Origin of the sequence: Aquabacterium commune, assembly GCF_004362855.1 — a bacterium.
GTDB lineage: Bacteria > Pseudomonadota > Gammaproteobacteria > Burkholderiales > Burkholderiaceae_C > Aquabacterium > Aquabacterium commune.
Genome location: NZ_SNXW01000004.1, coordinates 134,050 through 150,675, shown reverse-complemented (window position 1 = coordinate 150,675; position 16,626 = coordinate 134,050). Strand labels below are relative to the sequence as shown.

Genomic DNA, 16,626 nt, shown 5'->3' with positions numbered 1-16,626 from the left:
GCGCGTGCTTCCCGTTCAGCGGGCGATGGTGTTTTCGCGGCGGATCTTGGCCTGCAGCTGCAGGATGCCGTAGAGCAGCGCCTCGGCCGTCGGCGGGCAGCCGGGCACATAGACGTCCACCGGCACGATGCGGTCACAACCACGCACCACCGAGTAGCTGTAGTGGTAGTAGCCACCACCGTTGGCGCAAGAACCCATGGACAGCACCCAGCGAGGCTCGGCCATCTGGTCATAGACCTTGCGCAGCGCCGGCGCCATCTTGTTGCACAGCGTGCCCGCCACGATCATCAGGTCTGACTGGCGCGGGCTCGGACGGAACAGCATGCCGAAACGGTCGATGTCGTAGCGCGCGGCACCCGCGTGCATCATCTCGACGGCGCAGCAGGCCAGACCGAAGGTCATGGGCCACAGCGAACCGGTTTTCGACCAGTTGATCAGGGTGTCGGCGGAGGTGGTGATGAAGCCTTCCTTGAAGACGCCTTCGATGCCCATGTGATTTACCTCTTCAGATTCCGGTGGTGTGTGCAGCTGCGCGGAAGGAAATCACTCCCAGTCCAGCGCGCCCTTCTTCCATTCGTAGGCAAAGCCGACGACCAGAATGCCCAGGAACAACATGATGGCCAGGAAGCCGGGCATGCCCACTTCCCGGAGCGACACCGCCCACGGGAACAGGAATGCGATTTCCAGGTCAAACAAGATGAACAGGATGGCCACCAGGTAGTAGCGCACGTCGAACTTCATGCGGGCATCTTCGAACGCTTCGAAGCCGCACTCATAAGGGGAATTCTTGGCCTCGTCAGGGCGACGGGGGCCGAGCAGGAAGCCCAGCAACTGCGGCGCGACGCCGACACCGACGCCCACCAGGATGAACAGGATGACGGGGAGGTATTGCTCGATGTTCATGACCGCTGGCTTTCAGGTTGAACGCAATGAAGACTGGCGCGAAGTTGGCGCGATTGGATCACACCGACAAAACAAAAGGCGCGCCCGGCATGTTGTCCTTCAGGTTTGACCCCGACATGACATCATCCACAGCGCGCCCACCCGAGTGCTTGAACCCCGCGGCAGCATCCCCACATGGAGAGCTGACACATGCCCCTGGATCAGCTTCTCGGTGACAGGCAATGCTGATCATGAGGGGGCACAAGACTCGTTCGTATCTTTCTGGTGCCGACGGCGAGACTCGAACTCGCACAGCTTTCGCCACTACCCCCTCAAGATAGCGTGTCTACCAATTTCACCACGTCGGCGGGAGAGAATCTGTGCGCCTGACCTTGTGGGTGCAGCGCCGCAGATCTGAATTTCGGCTGGCGTGAGGCTTGCTCACCGAAGACTCAGATTCTAAACCGAAAAACGGGCTTCACGAAGCTGACACAGCCATCACTTGCAGCGTTTGTGCAGTGTTGCGGCATCGCAGCATCATGAGGCCCGAGCCCCGATCACTTTGTCGGGATCAGGGCAGCGCCAGAAGCGGCCGGCAGCACAGCAGAAGCCGGAACCGCACCCGCCGAAGCGGCCGCAGCAGCGCTGGCCGCCTGCTCCAGCAGCGAAGGCTGCTCGGCCGTCGCGGCACCGCGGTTGTTGCCGAAGTAGGCCAGCCCCAGGGTGCTGGCGAAGAACACCGTGGCCGCCACCGCCGTGGAGCGCGACAGGAAATTCGCACTGCCCGTGGCACCGAACAGGCTGCCCGAGGCACCGCTGCCAAACGACGCGCCCATGTCGGCCCCCTTGCCGTGCTGAACCAGAACCAGGCCGATCATGGCCAGGGCGGACAGCACCTGCAGCAGCAGGACCACCGTCATCAATGCTTGCATGAACTCAACTCCTCAATCTTGTCTGGGATGGCTGCGCCCGTTGCGGCTCAAGCCGCGCGGGCGATGGCCGCGAAATCAGCCGCCTTGAGCGCAGCACCACCGATCAGGCCGCCGTCGATGTCGGGCTGGGCGAACAGCACCTGGGCGTTGTCGGGCTTGACGCTGCCGCCGTACAGCAGCGGCACCTTGGCCGCGTCTGGCTGGGCCGACGTCAGGCGTGCGCGCAGGAAGGCGTGCACGGCCTGGGCCTGCTCGGGGCTGGCGGTCTTGCCGGTGCCGATGGCCCACACGGGCTCATACGCCACCACCGCCTTGGCCACATCGGCACCCAGGGTGGCGATGACGGCGTCCAGCTGGCGACCCACAACGACTTCGGTCTGGCCGGACTCACGCTCGGCCAGGGTTTCGCCCACGCAGACGATGGGCACCAGGCCGTGCGCCAGCGCTGCCTTGGCCTTGTCGGCGACCAGTTGGTCGGACTCGGCGTGGTAGCTGCGGCGCTCGGAGTGGCCCACGATGGCGTAGGTCGCACCGAACTCGCGGACCATGGGGCCCGCGACCTCGCCCGTGAAAGCGCCTTGCGCCTGCACCGAGACGTCCTGCACGCCGACCGCGATGGCCGAGCCCTGCAGGGCCGCAGCGACATCGGCCAGGAACACGGCAGGCGGGCAGACCGCCACATCGGCGCGGGGCGCCGTGGTGCTCAGGTCAGCCGCCAGCAGCCCCTGAATCAGCTCCGCATTGGACGCACGGCTGCCGTGCATCTTCCAGTTGCCAACAACCAGCTTTTTCATGGCGCTCACTGCTGTTGTTGCTCTTGGCCCTGACCCTGGCCCTGGCCTTCCGAGCCGGCGTCCTGAGGCGCTTGATCGGCGCGCGGGGCGCGGTCACGGCGCTCGCCGCGGTCACCACCGCGGTCGCCACGGCCACCGCGATCACCACGGTCGCCACGGTCACCGCGAGGGCCACGGTCTTCGCGCTCGGGCATGCCTTCAGGGCGCTCCATCAGGGCCTTCATGGACAGCTTGACGCGGCCCTTCTCGTCCGTCTCGAGGACCTTGACCTTGACGATCTGGCCTTCCTTCAGGTAGTCGGCGACGTTCTCGACGCGCTCGTGGGCGATCTGGCTGATGTGCAGCAGGCCGTCCTTGCCGGGCAGCAGGTTCACCAGGGCACCGAAGTCGAACAGCTTGGTGACGGCGCCTTCGTAGGTGGCGCCGATTTCCACTTCAGCGGTGATCTCGTTGATGCGCTTGATGGCGAATTCGGCCTTGGCGCCATCGGTCGAAGCGATGGTGATGACACCGTCTTCGGCGATGTTGATCTGGCAGCCGGTCTCTTCGCACAGGCCGCGGATGGTGGCGCCGCCCTTGCCGATCACGTCACGGATCTTTTCCGGGTTGATCTTCAGGGTGTACAGGCGAGGCGCGAACTCGGAGACTTCCGTGTTGGCGCCGGACATGGCTTCGACCATCTTGCCCAGGATGTGCAGTCGGGCTTCCTTGGCTTGCGCCAGCGCCACTTGCATGATTTCCTTGGTGATGCCCTGGATCTTGATGTCCATCTGCAGGGCGGTGATGCCGCCCGTGGTGCCGGCCACCTTGAAGTCCATGTCGCCCAGGTGATCTTCGTCACCCAGGATGTCGGTCAGCACAGCGAACTTGTTGCCTTCCTTGATCAGGCCCATGGCGATGCCGGCCACGTGGGCCTTCATCGGCACGCCCGCGTCCATCATGGCCAGGCAGCCACCGCAGACCGAAGCCATCGACGAGGAGCCGTTGGACTCGGTGATTTCCGACACGACGCGCACGGTGTAAGCAAAGTCTTCCTTGGCGGGCAGCAGCGGCACCAGCGAGCGCTTGGCCAGGCGGCCGTGGCCGATTTCGCGGCGCTTGGGCGTGCCCACGCGACCGGTTTCGCCGGTGGCGAACGGAGGCATGTTGTAGTGGAACAGGAAGGTGTCGCGGTAGTCGCCGGTCAGGGCGTCGATGCGCTGCGAGTCCTGCTCGGTGCCCAGGGTGGCCACGACCAGGGCCTGGGTTTCACCACGGGTGAACAGGGCCGAGCCGTGCACGCGCGGCAGCACGCCAGTGCGGATCTCGATGGGGCGCACGGTGCGGGTGTCGCGGCCGTCGATGCGGGGCTCACCGGCCAGGATCTGGCTGCGCACGATCTTGGCTTCGATGTCGAACATCAGGCTTTCGACCTTGACGGCGTCGAAGGCGATGCCTTCGGCGGCCAGGGCGCCCTTGACTTCGGCATACGCAGCGCGGCAAGCCTGGGTGCGGGCCTGCTTGGAGCGGATCTGGTAGGCGGCGCGCAGCTTCTCTTCGGCCAGGCCGTTGACCTTGGCGATGAAGTCCTCATCCTTGGCAGGCGCTTGCCAGTCCCAGGACGGCTTGCCAGCGTCACGCACCAGGTCGTGGATGGCGGCGATGGCGATGTTGCCTTGTTCGTGACCGAACACCACGCCACCCAGCATGACGTCTTCAGACAGCTGGTCGGCTTCGGATTCGACCATCAGCACGGCGGTTTCGGTGCCGGCGACGATCAGGTCCATCTTGGAGTCGACCAGTTCGGTGATGCTGGGGTTCAGCACGTACTCACCGTTGACGTAGCCCACGCGGGCGGCGCCGATGGGGCCATTGAAGGGGATGCCGGAGATCGACAGCGCGGCGCTGGAGGCGATCATGGCGGCGATGTCGGCCGAGACTTCGGGGTTCAGCGACACCACGTGGATGACCAGCTGCACTTCGTTGTAGAAGCCTTCGGGGAACAGCGGGCGGATCGGGCGGTCGATCAGGCGCGAGGTCAGGGTTTCGAGTTCGGAAGGCTTGGCTTCGCGCTTGAAGAAGCTGCCAGGGATCTTGCCGGCGGCGTAGGTCTTCTCGATGTAGTCAACGGTCAGGGGGAAGAAGTCCTGGCCGGCCTTGGCGGTCTTGGCGCACACCACGGTGGCCAGCACGACGGTGCCTTCGATGTCGACCAGCACGGCGCCGCTGGCTTGACGGGCGATTTCACCCGTTTCCATGGTGACGGTGTGCTTGCCCCAGGTGAAGGTCTTGGTGACTTTGTTGAACATGGTCATGGATGGTGTCTCCGGAGGTCATGGACGCCCGCAACGTGCGGGCTGTCCGGTGGTGCCGTCACCTGTCGCGATGCCATTCCAGCGAGGCTGAGCCCGAGGGCAGACTCAACCACATTGGAATGACACAGCGTTCGCTTTGGGTCAGTTGGCGGCGTTAAAAAACAAAAAGCCTGTGCTGGAGGCGTCCAGACAGGCTTTTTGTCGTCATGGGGTGCTTACTTGCGCAGGCCCAGCTTGGCAATCAGAGCGGCGTAGCGGTCGAATTCCTTGCCCTTGAGGTAGTCCAGCAGCTTGCGACGACGGCTGACCATGCGCAGCAGGCCGCGACGACCGTGGTGGTCCTTCTTGTTGGCCTTGAAGTGGGGGGTCAGTTCGTTGATGCGAGCGGTCAGCAGGGCCACTTGCACTTCGGGGGAGCCGGTGTCATTGGCGCTGCGGGCGTTGTCTTTGACGATGGCTGCGGTGTTGATGTCAGCGACGGACATGGTGTGTTTCCTGAAAAACAGATGCAGACCGTCCCGGCGTGGCTTGCGTGCTGTGGGGCACTGTCAAGGCATCACACCGGCATCGGTTTCTGCGTTGGACTTGCGGACACCGGGTGAAACCAACCCAGGCCGTGCGAAAACCGCCCCAGCGAATGCCGAGACAGCCTCGCAGTGTAGCAGATTTCCAGATGGTGGACACCTGGCGCCACCTGCCGCGGGATTCAGACCGCCGAGAGGTCCCAGCGCGGGCGCACGTCGAAAACCGGCTCGCGGCTCAGGTCAGCCTGCCCGCTTTGCAAACGCATGGCCGCGGCCAGGGCGATCATGGCGCCGTTGTCGGTGCACAGGTGCAATTCGGGGTAATGCACGCGGATGCCACGTCGCACGCAGGCCTGGTTCAGTTGCTCGCGCAACAGGCGGTTGGCGCCCACGCCGCCGGCCACGACCACGCGCCTCAAACCCGTGGCCTTGAGCGCCGCCAGCGATTTCTTCACCAGCACCTCGACGATGGCCGCCTGGGTGGACGCGGCCAGGTCGGCCAGCGCGGCCTGGTGGGCGGGGTCGGCCAAGGCAGCAGGCTGGTCCAGCCAGCCCAGACGCACCAAATGTGTGCGCACGGCGGTTTTCAGTCCCGCAAAGGAAAAATCCAGGTTGCCGCTGTGCAGCATCGGGCGCGGCAAGGCGAAGGCATCGGCCCGGCCCTGCTCGGCCAGGCGGGAGAGGTGCGGTCCGCCCGGGTAAGGCAGGCCCATGAGCTTGGCGGACTTGTCGAAGGCTTCGCCGGCCGCATCGTCCACCGTTTCGCCCAGCAGTTCGTAACGCCCCACCCCATCGACGCGCATCAATTGGGTGTGCCCGCCAGACACCAGCAAGGCGACAAAGGGGAACTCAGGCGGATCCACCGACAGGAAGGGCGACAGCAGGTGGCCCTCCAGGTGGTGCACGCCCAGCATCGGCCTGCCCAGGCTCGTGGCCAGCGCACAGGCCACGCCCGCCCCCACCAGCAAGGCGCCCGCCAGGCCGGGACCGCGGGTGTAGGCCACGACATCCACATCGGCCATGGCGCATTGCGCCTCTTGCAGCACCTGGCGCGTCAGCGGCACGACGCGGCGGATGTGGTCGCGCGAAGCCAGCTCGGGCACCACGCCGCCATAAGCCTGGTGCATGTCGATCTGGCTGTGCAGCGCGTGCGACACCAGCCTGGGTGCGCCCTCGGGGGGCAAGGCCACCAGGGCCACACCGGTTTCGTCGCAGGAGGACTCCACGCCCAGGATCAGTCTTGTGTCAGGTGCCAGCATGCCGCCAGTGTAGGGCCCTGGGCAAACCGCACCGAGGTCCGCCCCCCCACAGCCGCTCCCCACCGACCATCGGCACTGAAGCGGCGCATCAGAAGCACCACTTCGGCGCGCCAGCGCTGCGCCGCAGCACATCCAGCGCGCCCGAGCGCCCTTTCCCCCAGGAAAGCCGCCCTGGCACACCACTTGCAGAGTCAAACGCAGCAAGGTCAACGGCGACCTTGATGTCTTGGGCGCCCGATGTCGGGCCCTGAGCTTCCGACAAAGGTGTCTTGGCTGCGCACGCTCGTTTCGACTGGCCGCGTCGCCTTGGCACCTTTTTTGTTGTCTGACATGAAAGCCTCGCACCATGAAACCGCAGGACCTCGACATGAACCGCCGCGCCCTTTTGAAAACCGTTGCCGCAGCCGGCGCTGTCGGCATGGCGTCCGGACTGCCCTCGGCGGTCTGGGCCGCCGGTTCCGACAAGCCAGAGCTGGAGGAGGTCAAGATCGGCTTCATCCCCCTGACCGATTGCGCGTCCATCGTGATGGCCTCGGTGCTGGGGTTTGACAAGAAGTACGGCATCAAGATCATCCCCAGCAAGGAGGCCTCCTGGGCCGGCGTGCGCGACAAGCTGGTCAACGGTGACCTGCACATGGCGCACGTGCTGTACGGCCTGATCTACGGCGTGCAGCTGGGCATTGGCGGCCCCAAGAAGGACATGGCCGTGCTCATGACCCTCAACAACAACGGCCAGGCCATCACCCTGTCCAAGAAGCTGGCCGATGCGGGCGCCGTGGACGGCCCCTCCCTGGCCAAGGTCATGGCCAAAGACAAGCGCGAATACACCTTCGCCCAGACCTTCCCCACCGGCACCCACGCCATGTGGCTGTACTACTGGCTGGCGTCCGCGGGCATCAACCCGCTGCAGGACGCCAAGGCCATCACCGTGCCGCCCCCGCAGATGGTGGCCAACATGCGCGTGGGCAACATGGACGGCTTCTGCGTGGGCGAGCCCTGGAACCACCGCGCCATCATGGACGGCATCGGCATCACGGCCAACACCACGCAAGACATCTGGAAGGACCACCCCGAGAAGGTGCTGGGCTCGACCGACGAGTTCGTCAAGAAGTATCCCAACACGGCGCGCGCCGTCATCATGGCCGTGCTGGAAGCCAGCCGCTGGATCGATGCCGGCCTGCAGAACAAGATGAAGATGGCCGAGACGATCGCGGCCAAGTCCTACGTCAACACGGGTGTGGACGCCATCAACCAGCGCATCCTGGGCCGCTACCAGAACGGCCTGGGCAAGACCTGGGACGACCCCAACCACATGAAGTTCTTCAACGACGGGGCGGTCAACTTCCCCTACCTGTCGGATGGCATGTGGTTCCTCACGCAGCACAAGCGCTGGGGCTTGCTCAAGGACCACCCCGACTACCTGGGCGTGGCCAAGCAGGTCAACAAGGTGGACCTCTACAAGCAGGCCGCCAGCGCGCTGGGTGTCAACGTGCCCAAGGACCCGCTGCGCTCGGCCAAGCTGATCGACGGCGTGGTCTGGGACGGCAAGGACCCCAAGAAATACGCCGACGGTTTCAAGATCAAAGCGTGAGCCCCGTCGCCTCGCCCCACCTTCGCCACAGGAGCACCCCATGGTCAGCGCCGTTTTTCACAGCCCCTCCGAAGCCAGCGACGCCCTGCGCGCCAGCCAGACACCCGGCAAGCCCGGCCACCACGCCATGACACCGCCGGCCAGCATCGCTTCGTCCACCCCTGCGCGCCCCAGCCCCCTGGCCTCGGTGGACTGGGCCGCCTGGTCCCTCAAGCTGCTCGCACCGCTCGCCGGCATCGGCCTGGTGGTGGCCATCTGGGGCTTGCTGACGATGAAGGGCGGCAACTTCCCCACGCCGGCAGCCACCTGGGAGGAGGCGGTCAAACTGTTCTCCGACCCGTTCTACCGCAATGGCCCGAACGACCAGGGCTTGGGCTGGAACATCCTGTACTCGCTCAAGCGCGTGGCCCTGGGCTTCGGCCTGGCCGCCGTGGTGGGCATCCCGATGGGCTTCCTCATCGGCCGCTCCAAGGTGGTCGGCGCCATGCTCAACCCACTGATCAGCCTGTTGCGCCCGGTGTCTCCGCTGGCCTGGTTGCCCATCGGCCTGCTGGTGTTCAAGTCGGCCGACCCGGCTGCCATCTGGACGATTTTCATCTGCTCCATCTGGCCCATGATCATCAACACCGCCGTGGGTGTGCAGCGCGTGCCCGAGGACTACCTCAACGTGGCCAAAGTGCTGAACCTGTCAGAGTGGAAGATCGTCACCAAGATCCTCTTCCCCTCGGTGCTGCCCTACATGCTGACCGGCGTGCGCCTGTCGGTGGGCACCGCCTGGCTGGTGATCGTCGCCGCCGAGATGCTGACCGGCGGCGTGGGCATCGGCTTCTGGGTCTGGGACGAGTGGAACAACCTCAACGTGGCCCACATCATCATCGCCATCATCGTCATCGGCGTCGTCGGTCTGTTGCTGGAAAACGCCCTGGTCGCCGTGGCCAAGCGCTTCAGCTTCGAGTGACCCCGCAGCACCGCACCCACCTGCACCACCCCGCACACAGCATCCGGAGATCGACCATGACCGCTTTCATCGACATCCACCAGGCCGAGATGGTGTTCCACACGAAAAAGGGCCACTTCCACGCCCTGCGCGAGATCAACCTGCAGATCCACAAAGGCGAGTTCATCGCCCTGATCGGGCACTCGGGCTGCGGCAAGTCCACCTTGCTGAACCTGATCGCCGGCCTGCTGTTGCCCTCCAGCGGCGGCCTGATCTGCGACAACAAGGAAATCGCCGGCCCCGGTCCGGAGCGCGGCGTGGTCTTTCAAAACCACTCGCTGCTGCCCTGGCTGACCTGCTTCGAGAACGTGCACCTGGCCGTGGAGCGCGTGTTCGGCGCCAAGGAAGACAAGGCCGCGCTGAAAAAGCGCACCGCCGACGCCCTGGAGTTGGTGGGCATGTCGCACGCGGCCCAGAAGCGGCCCAGCGAGATCTCGGGTGGCATGAAGCAGCGGGTGGGCATTGCGCGGGCCCTGGCCATGGAGCCCAAGGTCCTGCTGATGGACGAGCCCTTCGGCGCCCTGGACGCCCTCACCCGCGCCCACCTGCAAGACGAGTTGCTGAAGATCGTGGCGCGCACGCACAGCACGGTGGTGATGGTCACCCACGATGTCGATGAGGCGGTGTTGCTGTCCGACCGCATCGTGATGATGACCAATGGCCCGGCCGCGACCATCGGCGAGGTGCTGGACGTGCCCCTGGCCCGCCCGCGCAACCGCGTCGCGCTGGCCGAGGACCCGACCTACATGCACTGCCGCAAGGCCGTGCTGGACTTCCTCTACACCCGCCACGGCACAGCCCACAAGCAGGCGGCCTGAACGGTCACCTCAGCGCTGGCTGGCGTTCTTCTGGGCCACGCCCCAGATCAGCGCCCCCAGCGCGATCATGGGCACGCACAGCCACTGGCCCATGCTCATGTTCAAGGCCAACAGGCCCAGGAAGCTGTCGGGCTCGCGGAAGTACTCCGCGGTGAAGCGCAACAGGCCGTAGCCGAACATGAAGGCACCCGCCACCGCGCCCAGCGGACGCTGGCTGCGGCCGTACCACCAAAGCAACGCGAACAGCAGCACACCCTCCAGCCCGAACTGGTAGAGCTGCGAGGGGTGGCGCGCCAAGTCGGTGCCCGACTGCGGGAACACCATCGCCCAAGGCAGCGAGGGGTCGGCCGCACGGCCCCACAGCTCCCCGTTGATGAAGTTGCCGATGCGCCCAGCGGCCAGGCCCATGGGCACGCACGGCGCCACGATGTCGGCCACCTCCAGGAAGGGGCGCTTGCGCAGCCACGCGAACACCGCCAAGGCCGCGATCACGCCCAGCAAGCCCCCGTGGAAGGCCATGCCCCCCTGCCAGACGGCGAGGATCTCACCCGGGTGCTGCAGGTAATAGGCCGGCTTGTAAAACAGCACGTAGCCCAGGCGCCCGCCCAGCACCACGCCCAGCACACCGAAGAACAGCAAGTCCTCGACCCTCTGGCGATCCCAGCCGTGCTGCGCGAACCACGGTCGTCGCACGCGCGCGGTGGCCAGCAGGTAGAAGAAGGTGAACGCCGCCAGGTAGGTCAGGCCGTACCAGTGCACCCGCAGCGGCCCGATGGCCACGGCGATGGGGTCGAATTGAGGATGGATCAGCATGGCGCGAACGATAACCGATGTGGGCACCCACACGCCCGTTTCGGCGGGGCGCACCCACGACGCTGCTAGCATCCAGACCATGCACCCGACCACCCTCCAGCTGCTGGGCGCCATCCTCTTCGGCCTGGCCCTGGTTCACACCTTTTCGACCAAGTTTTTCGAACGCCTGGCGCACACGCGGCCCGCACATGCCGGCCTGTGGCACTTCCTGGGCGAGGTCGAGGTGGTGTTCGGCTTCTGGGCCATGGTGCTGATCGTGCTGATGTTCGCCATCGAAGGCAAACAGGCGGCCGTGCACTACCTGGACACCCGCAACTACACCGAGCCGCTGTTCGTGTTCGCCATCATGGTGGCGGCCGCCAGCAAGCCCATCCTGCAACTCGCCGGACAGCTGGTGCGCCTGCTCGTGCGTGCCCTGCCCTTGCCTGCGGGCATCGCCTTCATGCTGGTGGTGCTGTCGGTCGTGCCGCTGCTGGGCTCGTTCATCACCGAACCGGCGGCCATGACCCTCGCGGCCCTGCTGCTCAAGGACGGCCTCTACGCCCACCCGGTGTCCACGCGACTGAAGTACGGCACCCTGGGCGTGCTGTTCGTCAATGTGTCCATCGGTGGGACGCTGACGCCCTACGCTGCACCGCCGGTGCTGATGGTGGCATCCGCCTGGGGCTGGGACCTGAGCCACATGTTCTTCAACTTCGGCGACAAAGCGGCACTGGCGGTGCTGATCAACGTCATCGGACTGGTGCTGCTGTTCCGCAAAGAGCTGCGCGCCCTGCCCGGCTTTCCGCCAGCGCAGGAAGCACCGCCGCCCGCGCTGGTCACGCTCATCCACCTGGCCTTCCTGGCCGGCATCGTGGTCTTCGCCCACCACCCGGCCGTCTTCCTGGGCCTGTTCATGTTCTTCCTGGGCTTCACCACCGCCTACGAGCGCTACCAGTCGCCGCTGATCTTGCGCGAAGGCCTGCTGGTGGCCTTCTTCCTGGCCGGGCTGGTGGTGCTGGGCGGTCAGCAGCAATGGTGGCTGGAGCCCGTGCTGCTGAGCATGAGCAGCGATGCGGTCTTCTTCGGTGCCACGGCACTCACGGCCATCACCGACAACGCCGCCCTGACCTACCTGGGCTCGCTGGTGCCCGGCCTGAGCGATGCGTTCAAGTACGCCCTGGTGGCTGGCGCCGTCACAGGAGGCGGCCTGACCATCATCGCCAACGCGCCCAACCCGGCGGGCGCGGCCATCCTCAAGGGCGGGTTTGCCGACCAGTCCATTGCCGCAGGCGGGCTGTTCCTGGCGGCGCTGGGCCCGACGCTGGTGGCGCTGCTGGCCTTCAAGCTGTTGTGATGCGCCGCTTGTGATGCACCGACGCGCGCGGCCATGAAAAAAGCCCACCGCGGGGGTGGGCTTGCATGGGAGCGGTCAGAGCGATCCGGGCGATCCGGGCGCTCGGTGCTCAGCGCTTGATCTGCGAGAGGTCGCGCACCGCGCCGGTGTCGGCCGAGGTGGTCAGCAGCGCGTAAGCCTGCAGAGCCGCCGAGACGTAGCGCTCCCGCTTGACGGGCTTCCAGGCATCGGCACCCTTGGCCTCCATGGCGGCACGGCGCTCGGCCAGGGCCTCGTCGCTGATGGCCAGGTGGATGCGGCGGTTGGGGATGTCGATTTCGATCGTGTCGCCATCTGCCACCAGCGCGATGGCGCCGCCCTGCGCCGCTTCCGGCGAGGCGTGGCCGATGGACAGGCCCGAGGTGCCACCGGAGAAGCGACCGTCGGTCAACAAGGCGCAATCCTTGCCCAGGCCGCGGCTCTTGAGGTAGGACGTCGGGTAGAGCATCTCCTGCATGCCGGGGCCGCCCTTGGGGCCTTCGTAGCGGATGATGACCACGTCGCCGGCCTGCACCACCTCGCCCAGGATGCCCTCGACGGCGTCTTCCTGGCTCTCGAACACGCGGGCCTTGCCGGTGAAGGTCCAGATGGACTCATCGACGCCGGCCGTCTTCACGATGCAGCCCTTTTCGGCGATGTTGCCGTAGAGCACCGCCAGGCCACCATCGGCCGTGAAAGCGTGCTCCTTGGAGCGGATCACACCCTTGGCGCGATCGAGGTCCAGCGCCTTCCAGCGGCTGTCTTGCGAAAAGGCCACCTGCGTGGGGATGCCGCCAGGCGCAGCCTTGTAGAAGGTGTGCACGGCCTCGTCCTGGGTGACGGTGACGTCCCAGTTGGCGATGGCCTCGGCCATGGTCTTGCTGTGCACGGTGGGCACGTCGGTGTGCAGCAGGCCGCCACGGGCCAGCTCACCCAGGATGGACATGATGCCGCCAGCGCGGTGCACGTCTTCGATGTGCACATCGGGCACTGCGGGCGCGACCTTGCTCAGGCACGGCACCTTGCGCGACATGCGGTCGATGTCGGCCATGGTGAAGGGCACCTCGGCCTCGCAGGCGGCGGCCAGCAAGTGCAGCACGGTGTTGGTCGAACCGCCCATGGCCACGTCCAGCGCCACGGCGTTCTCGAAGGCCTTGAAGTTGGCGATGTTGCGCGGCAGCACGGAGAAATCGTCCTGCTCGTAGTGGCGCTTGGCCAGGTCCACGATGGTGCGACCGGCGCGGCGGAACAGCTGCTCGCGGTCGGCGTGCGTGGCCAGCACGGTGCCGTTGCCCGGCAGGGACAGGCCCAGGGCCTCGGTCAGGCAGTTCATCGAGTTGGCGGTGAACATGCCAGAGCACGAACCGCAGGTCGGGCAGGCCGAGCGCTCGATCTGCGCCACTTCCTCGTCGGAGCAGTTCTTGTCGGCGGCCTTGACCATGGCGTCCACCAGGTCCAGCGAGATGACCTTGCCTTCGATCTTGGCCTTGCCGGCTTCCATCGGGCCACCCGACACGAACACCACGGGGATGTTCAGGCGCAGCGCGGCCATCAGCATGCCGGGGGTGATCTTGTCGCAGTTGGAGATGCACACCAGCGCGTCGGCCGTGTGGGCGTTGACCATGTACTCCACGCTGTCGGCGATCAGGTCGCGCGAGGGCAACGAGTACAACATGCCGCCGTGGCCCATGGCGATGCCATCGTCCACGGCGATGGTGTTGAATTCCTTGGCCACGCCGCCGGCGGCATCGATTTCACGCGCGACCAACTGACCCAGGTCCTTCAAGTGGACGTGGCCGGGCACGAACTGCGTGAAGCTGTTGGCGATGGCGATGATCGGCTTCTCGAAGTCACCATCCTTCATGCCGGTGGCACGCCACAAGGCGCGCGCGCCGGCCATGTTGCGGCCGGCGGTGGAGGTGCGGGAACGGTACTGAGGCATGGAAGGCTCCGGAAATTCAATCGCGAGGAATCACTGATTTTATCCCGGCAGCCCCAAGCAGGTCAGCGCTTGCGCCCCTGCCCTGACTTCTGTCCGGGTTTGCGCAGGCCGAGCGCCTCCATGTTCTTGACGCGGCGGGACTCCTTCCTCGCATCCATCTTGGCCATGGCCTTGCGCTGCGTGTGGCCCGTGCTGTCGGCGATGAACCACCACAGCGCCGCCAGGCCGAAAGGCGCCAGCATGATCCAGGCGTCCTCCCACCAGACCAGCCGCCCCACGGCGCCCACCCCGGCGAAGTTCAACACCAACACCAACACGCCCACTGCCACCAACCACATGTGTTTGCTCCTGCTTCGGGGCAGCCGATGCCGACACCCCGTCAGCGTTTATAAACCACCCGCCCCCGGCCGACACGCCCGCACATGCCCGCGCATGTCACAAATGACAACACCCCGGCAGGCGCGAACCTGCCGGGGTGTCTGCGGTCAACGTCTGCCGCTGACCGGGCGGGCTCAGTCGTCTGCGTAGATGTCCACGTCCTTGGTTTCCTTGACGAACAGCAGGCCGATCACGAAGGTGATGGAGGCGATGATGATCGGGTACCACAGGCCGTTGTAGATGTTGCCGGTCTGCGCGACGATGGCAAACGCCGTGGTGGGCAGCAAACCGCCGAACCAGCCGTTGCCGATGTGGTACGGCAGGGACATCGAGGTGTAGCGGATGCGGGTCGGGAACATCTCCACCAGCATGGCGGCGATCGGGCCATAGACCATGGTCACGTAAATCACCAGCAGCGACAGGATGGCCACGATCATCGGCTTGTTCAGCTTGGCCGGGTCGGCCTTGGCGGGGTAGCCGGCCTTCTTCAGCTCAGCGCCCACAGCCTTCTTGAACTGGCCGTCGATGACCTTGGTCGCAGCCGCCTTGGCGTCCTTGTCGAAAGCAGCCAGGGCAGCGGTGGCTTCCTTGGCAGCCTTCTCGGCGTCCTTCAGCTTGGTGGCGGCCTCGGCACCGGTGTCACCGGCGGCCTTCAGGTCGTCCACCTTCTTGAGGGCTGCGTCCTTGGCCTTGGTGGCGACCTCCTTGGCGGCGGGCACATCGGCTTCGCTCACCTTGGTGACGGCGTAGCTGTTGATGGCCACATCACCGACCTTCACCACCGCGACCGAGCCCTTCGGACCTTCCACGTTCTCGTAATTCACCGAGTTGGCGGCCAGCAGTTGCTTGGCCACGTCACACGAGCTGGAGAACTTGGCGGTGCCGGTCGGGTTGAACTGGAAGGAGCACTCCGAGGAGTCCGCCACCAGCGTCACCGGGGCCGAAGCCTGGGCCTTGGCCAGATCGGGGTTGGCGTACTCGGTCAGGGCCTTGAACAGCGGGAAGTAGGTCAGCGCAGCGACCAGGCAACCCACCAGAATGATGGGCTTGCGGCCGATCTTGTCCGACAGGGTGCCGAACACCACGAAGAACGGGGTGCCGATCAGCAGCGAGATGGCCACCAGGATGTTCGCCGTGGCGCCATCGACCTTGAGGGCCTGCGTCAGGAAGAACAGCGCATAGAACTGACCGGTGTACCAGACCACCGCCTGACCTGCGACCAGACCGAACAGGGCCAGGATCACGATCTTCAGGTTCTTCCACTGGCCGAAGGACTCGGTCAACGGGGCCTTGGAGGTCTTGCCCTCGGCCTTCATCTTCTTGAAGGCGGGCGATTCGTTCATGCTCAGTCGGATCCACACGCTGATGCCCAGCAGTGCGAGCGACACGATGAACGGCACGCGCCAGCCCCATTCCTGGAAGGCGTCTTCACCGATGGCGGTGCGGGTGCCCAGGATGACCAGCAGCGACAGGAACAAACCCAGCGTGGCCGTGGTCTGGATCCAGGCGGTGTAGGCACCGCGGCGGCCGTGCGGGGCGTGCTCGGCCACGTAGGTGGCGGCACCGCCGTACTCACCGCCCAGCGCCAGGCCTTGCAGCAAGCGCAGCAGGATCAGGATGATCGGAGCGGCCACGCCGATGGAGGCGTAGTTCGGCAAGATGCCCACGATGAACGTGGACGCGCCCATCAGGAGGATGGTGACCAGGAAGGTGTACTTCCGGCCGATCATGTCGCCGAGGCGACCAAACACCAGCGCACCAAAGGGGCGAACGATGAAACCGGCTGCGAATGCCAACAGCGCGAAAATGAATGCCGATGTCGGATCAAGACCGGCAAAAAACTGCTTGGCGATGATGGCCGCCAAGGATCCGTAAAGATAGAAGTCATACCACTCGAAAACCGTGCCGAGGCTGGAGGCGAAAATCACCTTCTTTTCCTCAGCGGTCATCGGTGCAGTCGATACGCTGGTATTTGCCATTTTAAAAAGCTCCTCGTCATTGCGATGTAGGACCGCACTTGTGGCGCAGTCACCCCCTTAATCTAAGGG

Annotated in this window: 15 protein-coding genes and 1 tRNA gene; 4 read left to right on the top strand and 12 right to left on the bottom strand. The window is 65.5% G+C overall.

What is annotated here, in order from left to right; translation table 11 throughout:
* Positions 1-15: 15 nt before the first annotated feature.
* From EV672_RS09075 to tsaD, 8 genes are all read right to left on the bottom strand, one after another.
* Positions 16-492: a NuoB/complex I 20 kDa subunit family protein gene (locus EV672_RS09075; RefSeq protein ID WP_035035151.1), complete on the bottom strand. Its 477-nt coding sequence runs from the start codon at positions 490-492 to the stop codon at positions 16-18.
* A gap of 51 nt (positions 493-543) precedes the next feature.
* Positions 544-903 (bottom strand): NADH-quinone oxidoreductase subunit A, encoded by a 360-nt coding sequence (locus EV672_RS09070; RefSeq protein ID WP_133608465.1) that lies wholly within the window; start codon positions 901-903, stop codon positions 544-546.
* A gap of 262 nt (positions 904-1,165) precedes the next feature.
* Positions 1,166-1,250: transfer RNA gene (locus tag EV672_RS09065), tRNA-Leu, on the bottom strand.
* Between the two features lie 189 nt (positions 1,251-1,439).
* A complete protein-coding gene (secG, locus tag EV672_RS09060) occupies positions 1,440-1,814 on the bottom strand; it encodes a preprotein translocase subunit SecG (RefSeq protein ID WP_133608463.1) in 375 nt (124 codons plus the stop codon).
* Positions 1,815-1,861: 47 nt separating this feature from the next.
* The gene (tpiA, locus tag EV672_RS09055) at positions 1,862-2,617 is read right to left on the bottom strand and encodes a triose-phosphate isomerase (RefSeq protein ID WP_208110740.1); all 756 of its coding nucleotides are present in this window, start codon (positions 2,615-2,617) and stop codon (positions 1,862-1,864) included.
* On the bottom strand, positions 2,614-4,902 hold the full coding sequence (pnp, locus tag EV672_RS09050; RefSeq protein ID WP_133608459.1) for a polyribonucleotide nucleotidyltransferase: 2,289 nt from the start codon (positions 4,900-4,902) through the stop codon (positions 2,614-2,616). The genes tpiA and pnp overlap by 4 nt, the downstream gene beginning before the upstream one ends.
* 215 nt (positions 4,903-5,117) lie before the next feature.
* Positions 5,118-5,387 carry a 30S ribosomal protein S15 gene (rpsO, locus tag EV672_RS09045; RefSeq protein WP_133608457.1) on the bottom strand — a complete coding sequence of 90 codons (270 nt, stop codon included), beginning with the start codon at positions 5,385-5,387 and terminating at the stop codon, positions 5,118-5,120.
* 221 nt (positions 5,388-5,608) lie between these two features.
* Positions 5,609-6,685, bottom strand: a complete 1,077-nt coding sequence (gene tsaD, locus EV672_RS09040; RefSeq protein WP_133608455.1) for a tRNA (adenosine(37)-N6)-threonylcarbamoyltransferase complex transferase subunit TsaD — start codon at positions 6,683-6,685, stop codon at positions 5,609-5,611.
* Between the two features lie 346 nt (positions 6,686-7,031).
* Here tsaD and EV672_RS09035 point away from each other — a divergent pair, with 346 nt between their 5' ends.
* Genes EV672_RS09035 through EV672_RS09025 form a run of 3 tightly spaced genes read left to right on the top strand, consistent with a single transcriptional unit; the run spans position 7,032 to position 10,091 of the window.
* Positions 7,032-8,276, top strand: a complete 1,245-nt coding sequence (locus EV672_RS09035; protein ID WP_133608453.1) for a CmpA/NrtA family ABC transporter substrate-binding protein — start codon at positions 7,032-7,034, stop codon at positions 8,274-8,276.
* A 40-nt stretch (positions 8,277-8,316) separates the two neighbouring features.
* A complete protein-coding gene (ntrB, locus tag EV672_RS09030) occupies positions 8,317-9,234 on the top strand; it encodes a nitrate ABC transporter permease (protein ID WP_133608451.1) in 918 nt (305 codons plus the stop codon).
* Positions 9,235-9,290: 56 nt separating this feature from the next.
* The gene (locus EV672_RS09025; protein WP_133608449.1) at positions 9,291-10,091 is read left to right on the top strand and encodes an ABC transporter ATP-binding protein; all 801 of its coding nucleotides are present in this window, start codon (positions 9,291-9,293) and stop codon (positions 10,089-10,091) included.
* 9 nt (positions 10,092-10,100) lie between these two features.
* Here the strand turns inward: EV672_RS09025 and lgt are convergent, their stop codons facing one another.
* Positions 10,101-10,904: a prolipoprotein diacylglyceryl transferase gene (gene lgt, locus EV672_RS09020; protein WP_133608447.1), complete on the bottom strand. Its 804-nt coding sequence runs from the start codon at positions 10,902-10,904 to the stop codon at positions 10,101-10,103.
* Between the two features lie 79 nt (positions 10,905-10,983).
* On the opposite strand from lgt, the gene EV672_RS09015 reads away from it, so the two are divergent.
* The gene (locus tag EV672_RS09015) at positions 10,984-12,240 is read left to right on the top strand and encodes a putative Na+/H+ antiporter (protein WP_133608674.1); all 1,257 of its coding nucleotides are present in this window, start codon (positions 10,984-10,986) and stop codon (positions 12,238-12,240) included.
* Positions 12,241-12,349: 109 nt separating this feature from the next.
* Here the strand turns inward: EV672_RS09015 and ilvD are convergent, their stop codons facing one another.
* The 3 genes from ilvD to EV672_RS09000 all read right to left on the bottom strand — a co-directional run bounded on the left by ilvD (position 12,350) and on the right by EV672_RS09000 (position 16,527).
* Positions 12,350-14,200 (bottom strand): dihydroxy-acid dehydratase, encoded by a 1,851-nt coding sequence (gene ilvD / locus EV672_RS09010; protein ID WP_133608445.1) that lies wholly within the window; start codon positions 14,198-14,200, stop codon positions 12,350-12,352.
* Positions 14,201-14,262: 62 nt separating this feature from the next.
* Entirely contained in the window at positions 14,263-14,538 is a 276-nt protein-coding gene (locus tag EV672_RS09005; RefSeq protein ID WP_133608443.1) for a TIGR04438 family Trp-rich protein, read from the bottom strand.
* 174 nt (positions 14,539-14,712) lie between these two features.
* A complete protein-coding gene (locus EV672_RS09000; RefSeq protein WP_133608441.1) occupies positions 14,713-16,527 on the bottom strand; it encodes an MFS transporter in 1,815 nt (604 codons plus the stop codon).
* Positions 16,528-16,626: the final 99 nt, after the last annotated feature.